Origin of the sequence: Vibrio rhodolitus, assembly GCF_003350325.1 — a bacterium.
GTDB lineage: Bacteria > Pseudomonadota > Gammaproteobacteria > Enterobacterales > Vibrionaceae > Vibrio > Vibrio rhodolitus.
The window spans coordinates 47932-59196 of the sequence record NZ_QLYZ01000018.1 but is presented as its reverse complement, the minus strand read 5'-3'; the positions used below and the strand labels follow the sequence as shown (position 1 = coordinate 59196).

Below are 11265 nucleotides of genomic sequence, written 5' to 3'. Positions count from 1 at the left end.
CAAAGGTAACTCTATGTTTAAAAAGCTGTTCATCAGCCTTATCGCAGTTGCTGGATGTAGCGTATTCGCTTTTCCTAGCTATGCTCACAAGCATGACAATGGTCATGAGCTCGTCCGTGATGTAGAAAAGCCCGGCACAAAAGTCGAGTTTGAAGAAGATCAAGATGAAGTCTACGAAGCGGTACAAAAAGGTTACATTCGCCCATTTTCAGAGATGTATGCGGCAGTAGAGCGTGATCTCCACGGTCGAATTATCAAAGTTGAACTCGAAGAAGACGACGATATTTGGGTTTATGAACTAAAAATTAACTATAACAACAATATCATTAAGGTGGAGTACAACGCAGAAACCTTGGAAATGATTGAAATTCGCGGTCGTAACATTAAGAAAGCACTCAAAAGTACAGAAGACTAAAAATGAAAATATTGGTAGTGGAAGACGAGCCTCGTTTGGGCGAACAGATCATTGAAGCACTTGAGCAAACAGGCTGGGTGCCTGAGCTTTCTCAAGATGGTATTGATGCACTTTACCGTGCCACCTCAGAAGAGTGGGATGTGATTGTGCTCGATTTAGGCTTACCTAAGCTCGATGGTCTCACCGTGCTTAAAGGCATTCGCGATGAAAACATCAACACGCCTGTGGTAATCTTAAGTGCGCGAGACACGCTAACTCAGCGCGTTGAAGGTTTAAATGCCGGCGCTGATGATTATCTGACTAAACCATTTGAGATGGTTGAACTGACTGCCCGTATTCGTGCTCAACTGCGTCGTGCCTCAGGTAACGCTTCGCCAGTAATGCAAGTAGGTAACTTAAGCCTAGATACACGCACTTCTAAAGTTATGTATCAGGGCGAAGCGGTAAGCCTTACTGCCCTTGAATATAAAGTAGTTGCCTACTTTATGCATAACGCCGACAAGGTGATCTCGCGTACTGAGCTTGTCGAGCATATCTACAAGCAAGACTTTGATCGCGACTCAAATACGATTGAAGTGTTCATTGGTCGCATTCGCAAAAAAATTGCCCCAAATGTAATTAAGACGGTGCGTGGACTTGGGTACCAGCTCAATGCCGAGTAAAAAGCTGTCTCTACTCAAACAGCTCAGCTTAAAAAGCCGCCTAGTACTGGCGGCTGTTGTCTGGCTGACCGCCATGATTATCGCTGCGGGTATTACCGTCCCGTCGCAGGTGTACAACTACATGGTTGCTGATACCAAATCGCAGCTCTCCATTTATATGGACGAGATCACCGGCAACTTAGAAGTAGATAAAAACGGGCAACTCACCCTTTCTACGCAACTGTCTGATCCGCGCTTTTCCCAGCCATACAGCGGTTTGTATTGGTCAGCTTCCACAGACGATAGCCAGATCCGTTCTCGCTCATTGTGGGATCGCACCATTGATCTCGAGAAGAAAAAACAACAAGCGTTTGGCGCCAAAGAAGAGCCGCTGATTTTTATTCAAAGCTCACTCTACTTCCCTGAATACAACCAGCCGATTTCGATCGTCGTTGGCATCGATGAACAGCCGATTGAAGATACCGTTGCTGACCTAATGGGCGAGCTTTGGATCATTCTTGCCCTGCTCTACTTTGGTGTTTTAGCAGTGATTTTCTTGCAGATTGCATGGTCACTTAGCCCACTTACAAAAATGCATCGCGAGCTCAGCCAACTTCGTCAAGGCGAGCGCACAGCATTAGGTGATGATTACCCGCGAGATATCGCCCCGGTGGTGTCCGATCTCAATGCGTTACTGTTTCATTATCAAGAGCTACTCGAACGTGCGCGCCATCATGCAGGTAACTTATCTCACGCCCTAAAAACGCCGCTTTCTGTGCTAAAAAATGAAATCCAGCATTTACCACAAAGCAATCAACAACAGTTACGTCAGCCTGTCGACCAAATCCAAAGCCAAATCGACTACCATCTTGGGCGCGCTCGCATGGCTGGCTCGATGAATATATTATCTGTTAAAGCCTCACCAGCTGAACGTATTGATGCGATTTCGATGGCGTTCGATAAAGTGTATGCCGCGCGCGACATCACCCTGATCAATGAAATCGAATCTGAACTCGAAGTTTCCGTCGATAAGACCGATCTGGATGAAATGGTCGGCAACTTACTCGAAAATGGCTACAAATGGGCACACAGTATTATTCGCGTTTATGCCGAAACCATTGATAGCAACAACGTCAATATCATTATTGAGGATGATGGTCCGGGTATTCCCGACGAGCAACTCGACAATGTGGTCAAACGCGGCGTGCGCTTAGATGAAACCACACCAGGTACGGGGCTTGGCTTAAATATTGTCGATGAAATGGCGCACAGTTATCGCGGTGCATTTCAACTCGGTCGTAGCTCGATGGGCGGCTTAAAAGCAACCCTAACTATGAAAGTGAGCCACTAGCGAGAAGCGAGAAGCGAGAAGCGAGAAGCGAGAAGCGAGAAGCGAGAAGCGAGAATATAATAGCGATAAAGGCAAAGGCTCAACACTAAGTTGAGCCTTTTTACTTTCTACGCTGCTTGCTGTGCCAATTGTTCGCGATTGGCACTTTCCCTTACCACAAAGTAGCTTAATACTATTAGAGCCATCGCCGCCAAGCCTAAGCTGACATAGAAGGTGGTGTAGTAATTAAAGTACTCGCCCACCACACCGACCGAAAGGCTTGCCACCAGCATCGAGACTTGCAACAAACTCGAGAACAAAGTCGAAGCCGTTCCAAGGCGATTTGGCATCATATCTTGCAACGCCACCATACCTAAGGTCGCGGTGATGCCGATAAAGAAGCCATTTAATACCTGTACCGCCAGCAATTGCCAGAACTCAGTAACATTGATCATGGCAACAAAGAACACACAGCCGCTAACGAGAGACAACGCTAGCATCTTCATGGTGCCAAAACGCGCTGCCAGTCGCCCCGCTTTGAGCATAATTGGGATTTCACACAACGCTGCCATACCAAACATATAACCCACCCAGCTCGCATTAACTTTTAGCTCCTGCGAAAAATAGAGCGGCATACTGGTAATGTATAAGTTGTTCGCACTGCACATAAAAATCACGGCGATACAGAACAACACCACCGTTGCGCCAAATGGTCCTTTAGTCTCTTTAGGTGCATCTTCCCCTTTAATCACGCTACTTGGCAAGTAGATCCAAGCCAGCACGAGTGAAATAAAGGTCGCCATACCAGCAACAACAAACGAAGCACTAAAACCAAACGCACTTTTCAACGTAAAGGCAATTGGAGGTCCCACTACCCAAGCAATAGCAATACCTGCTCTCATCACAGAGAGAAACGTCGTGCTGTCCTTAATATGCTTATCCGCGTATTCACGCCCTAAAGCAAACAACTGACCAAAACCTGAGCCACTTAACGCCCCAAACACCATTGAAACGGCAATCGCCACGTAGTAATCACGAATAAAGCTAAACGAGAGTACCGTGATCAAATAACAACTGAGTGAGAACAACAGAATGTTCTTACGGTTCCAACCTTTATCTGAGCGCGCGGCAATCCACTGTGATACCGCTATCCCTGAAACAATGGACAAAATCATATAAACACTGAGCATCATTGGTGTCGCGCCGAGCGCTTCAATAATAAACAGGCTTGATAACGGATAGAAAAATGATCCACAAATCCCGGTAATAAACGCCATCACAAGGAAGATCAACGCTTCCTTTTTCTTAAACATAACTCCTCCTAAATGCTGTTCTTCTTTTTTCTGATCAGAGTATTTAGTTAACGCACTCAGTTTAATGATGTTTTCACCAATACGATTAATGACTATCCATCATTTGGTGATACTTTAAACCCAAACTTAATCAAAATTTTGACTGAAAATAACAAAGTCGGTAGATTAAATATCGAGCAAATAGCGAAGGAGTTGCAATGAAGCCTACAATTGAAAGCGTCCTCAGTGAAAACAACTTCAGTTGGTACATCAAAGAGTATGATTGCCGAGGCAAGGTTGGAGAGTTTACCTGTTCATGGCACTACCATTCTGAATATGAATTGGTTTTGTATCACGATCCAAATGACGTATTTAAAGGACGCTATTTCGCTGGAGATAACATCGGTAGTATTCACCATAACACCATGCTGCTCTATGGTCCGGGTCTACCTCATCTTATCTCGGGAGAAATGAATGGTGATGATGAGCGTGGGCATCGCTCGCTGATCCTGTGGTTTCGTCACCAATGGGTTGAATCATTGATGGAACATTTTCCTGAGCTTAGAAATTTGCAGCGCTTACTCAAGCGTTCGGCTCATGGTTTGCTTTTTAGCCCTGAAACCACCGATCGCGTTTACCAATTGCTGTCAGATATTGAGCGTCATGAGCCGCATCACCAACTGTTATGTGTTCTCGAAGCGCTATGTGCTCTGGCTGACGATGATAAATCTGAGCGACTATCTCTCCATGCTTATGGTCTGCATGACATGAATATTGACGATGAATCGAGTCGTCGAGTGGAATTAGCGCGTCAATTTATCGAGCAAAACTATGCGCGGCAGATAAAGATCGACGATTTGTGCCAAGCTCTGCACATCAGCGAAAGCTCAGCTTATCGATTATTTGAACGTCATTTCCTTGAGAGTTTTTCAGAGCATTTGAAGCGCTTTCGCATCGGTAAAGCATGCGAAATGTTGGTCAATAGCCAAGACTCCGTTGCTTTGATTGCTGAGCAGTCTGGCTTTAATAACTTGTCTAACTTTAATCGCCAATTCAAAGCAGTCAAAGAGATGACGCCATCTGCCTTTCGCGCGCAGTTTAACTAAACGTGAATAGCTGAGCCTGAATAGATCGAAACCTAAATAGACAGTCGCAGCTGACTAACTGCGACTTCTGCCCTGTTTAATAAGCTAAGTGGTCGCGGATCACCAATATGCGACCATCGGTGTAGTACTCGTGATCATCATCCAATACGGTCGGAGCGGCTAGCGCTGCTAACTCTATCTGACGATTGCTCGCTTGCTCACTCACTTGCTTTGCCAATTTGTCACGCTCAAGGTCAACATTAGGATCAACGCTGTGCAACACGGTGACAATTCCTGAATAAGGCGTTAGCTGCAAACCATCATCATAACTCAGCGCCCCAACCCACATTTTTTGTTGGCTCTTAGCATCAATACCCGCTTGCCACCAGCGAATGTGGCTGCGACGCAGCAAGTCACCAGGTAACTGAAATGCCATCTCTTGAGGTTGATTATTCCAAAACAAGTCCGAAACCGGCGGCGTATTATCTTTTAACAGCTGAATGTAATCTTTTAGCTCAATATCATTGCGCGAAAAAGTCAGATTCTCAATCCATCCTAGCTCAAGCATTAAGTCTCTTGGGTTCTCGCCAATAAACATAATGTTCATCGCTTGGGCATCAAACACATTCGACAGCCCCGGATACACTTTATACGCCAACTCACTTGGCTGAATGATTGCTGCTAAGCGTGCCCCGCTACTCTCTTGCTGCGCAAAATCATCCGAGTAGAAGAAAAAGTGGCTGTAGTTTGCCCATAGCATCAGGGCAAAGAATACCCCTGTGAATTTAGTAAACAAAAAGCGCCAACGAAGTTTGTAACCAATAACGAGAAACAACAAAGTTGCCGCAATTGCGATTAACGTATATTGGTGCTCAACCACCACAAGTTTGGCTTGGCTTAATACTGGAAATTGCTCAATCCCATACGCCAGTAAATAACCCCACATGACAAACTGGCCAACGCCAAGGAGTAGACCAACCAAGCCAAACAATGAAAACCGCGACCAGCCGATTTTGTTCGTCCCGGCGATAAACGGGACAACCCAAGCAACCGGACCAAGTAAACGCGCGAACGCCAACACATAGTTACCTTTTTTGTACATTAAGTGGCGACAACGCGCGATTGGTCGGCGGGTTTTAGGCTGCCAAGCCAACAGTTTTTTCTGTGCTGGTACACCAACATAACGACCAATCCAATAACTGGCTTGATCGCCGATTAATCCGCCAAATAAGACTGCAATAACCCCCGTCCAAATCCCTTGATGAAGTTGGTAACCTGCCGCAATTAAAAAGGGTTCACCCGGCACAAACAGGTTCGGACCAATAAGGGCATCAAGCAATGCCCCTATAAACAAACTCATCCCATCAAACATCTGTTTTACCTAGATAGATTATTGCTCTTTGTAATGGCCGAATTTGTATTCCATCTCGTTATTACGCATCTCGCCAAAGAAGAAGCGACGCACATTTGCTTTCAGATAAGTCGCGCCCATTTTGAAAATACCATCTTGGTCTAGACGACGAGGGTCGAAGCCAAAGGTTAGGTTCAAGAAGCGGAAGCGCCAAGTTTTACCGGCACGTTTTACGTAGTCACAGTCTTCACACAGCGTAATATCTAGGTCAAAACCGCCAATTTCATTGTGTGCACGTTTGGTTGAAAAAATACACGCACCCACCGCTGTTGGAAATGTGTACTGAGTGATAAATAACCCTAAGTTAAATAATCCATAACCCAACTTATGAATCATTGGCAGATTCTTAGCACCCATATAAACACCAGCCACTTCTAGCTGCTTTTCTTCTAGCTGGCTTAGAGCATTGGCTAAGAAGGTTGGCTCCAGTCTTACATCGGCATCCAAAAAGAGAATGCGTTCATACTGCGCCATCGCAGCACCTGTATTACGTCCAAGACTCACGCCGCGCGCTTCCATATTGTGTACGGTTAGTTGTGGTAGTGACACTTCGTATGCTGTCGCAACTTGACAAGTGTTATCATCGCTATTCGAGTCAACCACAATCACTTCAAAATCTTGATGAGTTTGCTTGCTCAAATCATTTAGCAAACGTCCAATACGCTTTTCTTCGTTTAGGGTAATAACTACAATACTTACTGGTCCCATCTTTATTCTCCACTAGGTGATGGCTGATTATGGGACTAGTCTATGCTCGGCTAACTTAACCAATCGTGAGTGATTCATTCACAATCGGTTCATGTTTTGTTTATCAAAAACTTGGCTGGCTAAGCTGCGCTAAAAAGCTCTTACTCAGGGCAAATTGATGACATTGTAATCATCTGTAGAATTAACGGCGTATCTTGCTTATAAACCCAGCAAGCAAAAGGGAAAAGTATTGCTCTTCGCCATATTGAGTGGTAGTATCCGCGCTCGCTGTTGAAGTAACTACCAATTACTCATCAGCGTTTAGCACGATATGAGGTCGCATCATGTCGTGAATTCAATACTTATTTTTCGAGAGTAATACTATGAAATTTGAAGCAGTAGTACGTACTGAACTAGGTAAAGGTGCGAGCCGCCGCCTACGTCACGCTGGTAAATTCCCTGCTATCGTTTACGGTGGTTCTGAAGCTCCAGTATCAATCGTTCTTAACCACAACGACATCGTTAACCAAATGGACAAGCCTGAGTTCTACGAAGGTATCATCCTAGTAATCGACGGTGCTGAAGTGAAAGTTAAGCCACAAGACGTTCAACGTCACGCTTTCAAGCCAAAAGTTGAGCACATGGACTTCATCCGTATCTAATTCCTCTACCTAGGAATTAATCGGATATAATCCAGACCTTTTGCATAAAGATTATCGGAATTACCAACCGAGACATCTAAAAAATTCGAAACCCCAGAGACTTACCACCTCTGGGGTTTCACCGTTTATGGGCTTAATAAAAGTCTCACTGCTACCATTTCTCTTCAGCTTGCACCATTCGCAAATAACGCTCACGTAACGCCTCTCCTGCCCCTACCAGACATAAACAGCTACACAGATAGCGAGAAAGACCAGGCGAATATTTTCAGACAATCAGTGAAAACCAACACAAAAAAAAGAGAACGATGAAAAATGCGCAAGCTTTGAGAGCGATCTAGTGCGTACCAACGCCAGTATCATTTGCCAAACTTGAGAGGGGAACTGATTTGATCACGGGTAGAATCAGGGCGCAAAACGCTCTGCGCCTTACTGTTCTGTCGCAAAACGCCCAATAACAGTGTATCGAGACAGATTAATTGACTAATATAGCTAAGCCACTGATTGGCTGCGCAGACGGGCGAAATGCACTGGGTATTTAGTGCGAATATGGCGCTGCTGTTCCACCATATCTTTAAAAGATGGACCTTGAACTAACTGTAAGATCACTTCATTGTCGTCAAAACGCAAAACCTGCCCCTTGACCGGGATCTGATTATCAACGCCTAAACTCAATGTGCCCGTTAAGGTTAAACCTCGGTACAGTGACGCGAAGTTATTCATGATGATACGGATACCCTTTTCAGAGATTTCGCTGACATGGAACAGTTGATCATCAATGCGAACGGTCGGCATTGCTCGACGAGGATACCTCAGTCGATAATACTTACGCTTTTGCACGATCTCTTCCATGTAAAATTTCCTATATTGGGTATTACGGTTAACTCTTGTCGCTAAACCTTGCAACTAGGCTTTGTACCTGGTGTAAAGGTTGATCTTGGTAAACAGGCGACTGACCTTGGTCATCGGCTATTATTGTTATTATAACTATCGGCTATTGAAAGCCAAACTTTAGTTTAGTTTCTATCTAACAAAACCAGCAATTGACTCACTCTCGTCTACTGAGCCAAGACACGTTAGACAGAGCTCAAAACCAATTCCCTATCAACTCAATTAAATCAGCAAGACTAAAACGTAAAAACCCCAGCACTAAGCTGAGGTTTTCATCAAAGGACGATAAGTCATGGAATTAGTGTTCTCTGCCGGAAGGATTCACACCAAATTCTACTTGCTGATAAATGTCAGCCAACTTCTTCGGCTTCTTAGCTGTCGCTTTACGACTGAGTTTGCCATCTTCAGAATGGGATTGTTGCTGCAATGCCTTTTGATGCGCCTCAGCTGACTTAATGTATTCTGGATTCGCCATCGCTTGCTGGCGTGCACGATTTACGCGTTCTAATGTTTCCCACAACATACTCACCTCCACTTACTGTTTATACATACAGCATATCTAACCGACGAGTAATGTCAAGAAAATAACTGTATATTAATACAGCCTTAAATATTCTTAAGTGAACTACCTGAATAAAATCTGAGTGTTAAGTGATTAACCGCCTTGACTAAGACACGAACAACAACAGCTACTCCCAATGCAAGTCACTGTTTTTACGGATTGATCTCTATACTGCTAGGTTGTTTTTACCTACATGAACAATACAAAGAGTGGTATGAGATTAACTAGCATTCATCAATTAAATCCCATAAGTCGCCATTTTCGCAGTAAGAATATCTGCAATTTGGCTTAAGAATTATCATCTTACTCGAGCCAAAATCGGCTTTTATAGCGGTACGTCCTATTTTGGATCTTCGACTGTGAAATAGATCGAATAACCTTTTCGCCGCGATAGTTTCTTTAAAATCGCGTGGTAGTGTCATTAGTTAATAGACGCGAGTAGTTCGTAAAACATTAGGTATCGTAGGGAGATTGAGATGCCGAGGGAGCTACATGATTGACAAGGAAAATTGGCTTAACCGAATGTTGAGCCCTTTAGTTTTGGTCAGAATAGCTTACATCGCCGCCATCACTTTGATCACGCACACACTCATCACGGAGCATGAGTTAGTTGGGTGGTCCTATCTGCTATTTCCACTCGGAATGCTGATTGCCCTATTCACCAAATCTGCCAAGCGACGCAAGCTATTTGCAGTGCTTTCTTTTGTGCATATCTTAATTGGCGGTTTGATAGAGCCGTTAAATGTCGAGGCGATCGAGCGTTCATTTCTCTTGCTACCACTCTGTTACTTGGTGCTTTTCCCAAGTACGATTTGGCCCATCACTATTTCTTTAGTCTTGATTGCCCACTACATGTTTTCCGTACCCAAAGAAGGCATGCTCGAGATGGCAGACGATTCGGTAAAACTATTGCTGATCACTGTGTTTGCCACCATTATGACTTACTACAAGTTTAAATTTGATAGGCAACTAAGCATCTACCTTGATGAAAGCCGCAGTGACTTTCTCACTCAATTGCCTAACCGACGCGCTTTCTATCGTTACATAGAAAATTACGCTGATGCTTATATTGATAATCGCGACTTTGTCCTACTTAAGATTGATGTCGATAACTTTAAAGACGTTAATGACTCATTTGGTCCACAACAAGCCGATACCTTACTGAAGTTCATTGGTACTCGTCTAAAACAACTGGTGATGAACAAAGCCGAACTGTTTCGTTTAGAAGGTGATGAGTTTGTCATCGTGGTGACTGAAAAAGCCAATATTGATCAGCAAGTGGAAGGTATTGTACGTGAGCTATCACGCCCTGAGCGCTTCCACTTTGAACTCGACCGTGGCTTCTACCAAGTGACCTTTTCTGTGGGTATTTCTTCTTTGAAAAAAGCGACTAACAATCGTGATATCTGGTTAAAGAACGTCGATGTTGCGACAGTGAAAGCCAAAAATACCGGCAAAAATCGCGTGCGTTGGTACGATGAATCCTTACTGGATGAAACCATTCGTGCCCATCAAATTGAAGTCGAACTTGAACAGGCAATTCGTCTTAACCAGTTTGTGCTGCATTACCAGCCCAAAGTGTCGGTCAAAGATCAACAAGTACGCGGCGCGGAAGCTTTGATCCGCTGGCAGCACCCTGATCTTGGGACGATCAGTCCATTCGAGTTTATTTCGGTGGCCGAGCAAACCAAACAAATCATTATGATTGGGCGTTGGGTTATAAAAGAGGCGTGTGAACAAGCCAAAGCTTGGTACGATGCAGGCATGTCGGTACAAATCTCCGTCAACGTTTCTACCGTTCAGTTTGCTCATGATGACTTGCTAACTTATGTGCGCCACATTTTACGTCGCACTGAACTACCGCCTCATCTATTGCAAATTGAGATCACTGAAACGACTTTGATGAAAGACTCCGATCGCGTCACGCAAGTTTGTCATCGACTTCGTGAGCAAGGTGTCACGATTGCGGTTGATGACTTTGGCGTCGCCTACTCATCGCTTAATTATCTCAAACACCTGCCGATCGATGTTTTGAAAATAGATAAGTCCTTCGTTGATGACTGCGTGCAAGAACATCACGATCACATGTTAGTTAGAACCATAGTGCAGCTGGGTCACAATATGGGTAAATGGGTGATAGCAGAAGGCGTGGAATATGAAAATCAACGTGAGCTACTATTCCAAGAAGGCTGTGACGATTTCCAAGGCTACCTGTTCTCCAAACCTCTTTCAGCGCATGAATTTAGCCAGAGATTTGTTGAACATCCCGATCTTGAAGAGCTCAGTATCTAA

General features: G+C 44.4%; 11 protein-coding genes. 6 read left to right on the top strand and 5 right to left on the bottom strand.

The features are described from left to right. Positions 1 to 13: 13 nt before the first annotated feature. Genes DPF93_RS15945 through DPF93_RS15935 form a run of 3 tightly spaced genes read left to right on the top strand, consistent with a single transcriptional unit; the run spans position 14 to position 2407 of the window. A complete protein-coding gene (locus DPF93_RS15945) occupies positions 14 to 415 on the top strand; it encodes a PepSY domain-containing protein (RefSeq protein WP_114767111.1) in 402 nt (133 codons plus the stop codon). Positions 416 to 417: 2 nt separating this feature from the next. Further along, positions 418 to 1077 (top strand): response regulator transcription factor, encoded by a 660-nt coding sequence (locus DPF93_RS15940; RefSeq protein WP_114767110.1) that lies wholly within the window; start codon positions 418 to 420, stop codon positions 1075 to 1077. Continuing rightward, complete coding sequence (locus DPF93_RS15935) at positions 1067 to 2407, top strand: ATP-binding protein (protein ID WP_114767109.1); 1341 nt, start codon at positions 1067 to 1069, stop codon at positions 2405 to 2407. The genes DPF93_RS15940 and DPF93_RS15935 overlap by 11 nt, the downstream gene beginning before the upstream one ends. 107 nt (positions 2408 to 2514) lie before the next feature. On the opposite strand, the gene DPF93_RS15930 is transcribed toward DPF93_RS15935, so the two are convergent. Further along, the gene (locus tag DPF93_RS15930; RefSeq protein WP_114767108.1) at positions 2515 to 3699 is read right to left on the bottom strand and encodes a sugar efflux transporter; all 1185 of its coding nucleotides are present in this window, start codon (positions 3697 to 3699) and stop codon (positions 2515 to 2517) included. 197 nt (positions 3700 to 3896) lie between these two features. Here DPF93_RS15930 and DPF93_RS15925 point away from each other — a divergent pair, with 197 nt between their 5' ends. Next, positions 3897 to 4784 (top strand): helix-turn-helix domain-containing protein, encoded by an 888-nt coding sequence (locus tag DPF93_RS15925; protein WP_114767107.1) that lies wholly within the window; start codon positions 3897 to 3899, stop codon positions 4782 to 4784. A 76-nt stretch (positions 4785 to 4860) separates the two neighbouring features. Here the strand turns inward: DPF93_RS15925 and DPF93_RS15920 are convergent, their stop codons facing one another. Together DPF93_RS15920 and DPF93_RS15915 are read right to left on the bottom strand one after the other, a co-directional pair. Beyond that, positions 4861 to 6135, bottom strand: coding sequence for an LssY C-terminal domain-containing protein (locus tag DPF93_RS15920; protein ID WP_114767106.1), 1275 nt, complete (start codon positions 6133 to 6135; stop codon positions 4861 to 4863). Between the two features lie 18 nt (positions 6136 to 6153). Then, on the bottom strand, positions 6154 to 6882 hold the full coding sequence (locus DPF93_RS15915; protein ID WP_114767105.1) for a glycosyltransferase family 2 protein: 729 nt from the start codon (positions 6880 to 6882) through the stop codon (positions 6154 to 6156). A 362-nt stretch (positions 6883 to 7244) separates the two neighbouring features. On the opposite strand from DPF93_RS15915, the gene rplY reads away from it, so the two are divergent. Continuing rightward, positions 7245 to 7523, top strand: coding sequence for a 50S ribosomal protein L25 (rplY, locus tag DPF93_RS15910; protein ID WP_075707582.1), 279 nt, complete (start codon positions 7245 to 7247; stop codon positions 7521 to 7523). A 489-nt stretch (positions 7524 to 8012) separates the two neighbouring features. On the opposite strand, the gene DPF93_RS15905 is transcribed toward rplY, so the two are convergent. Together DPF93_RS15905 and DPF93_RS15900 are read right to left on the bottom strand one after the other, a co-directional pair. Continuing rightward, entirely contained in the window at positions 8013 to 8372 is a 360-nt protein-coding gene (locus DPF93_RS15905) for a PilZ domain-containing protein (protein ID WP_114767104.1), read from the bottom strand. 337 nt (positions 8373 to 8709) lie between these two features. Further along, on the bottom strand, positions 8710 to 8934 hold the full coding sequence (locus DPF93_RS15900) for a hypothetical protein (RefSeq protein ID WP_114767103.1): 225 nt from the start codon (positions 8932 to 8934) through the stop codon (positions 8710 to 8712). Positions 8935 to 9465: 531 nt separating this feature from the next. On the opposite strand from DPF93_RS15900, the gene DPF93_RS15895 reads away from it, so the two are divergent. Continuing rightward, positions 9466 to 11265: a putative bifunctional diguanylate cyclase/phosphodiesterase gene (locus DPF93_RS15895; RefSeq protein WP_114767102.1), complete on the top strand. Its 1800-nt coding sequence runs from the start codon at positions 9466 to 9468 to the stop codon at positions 11263 to 11265.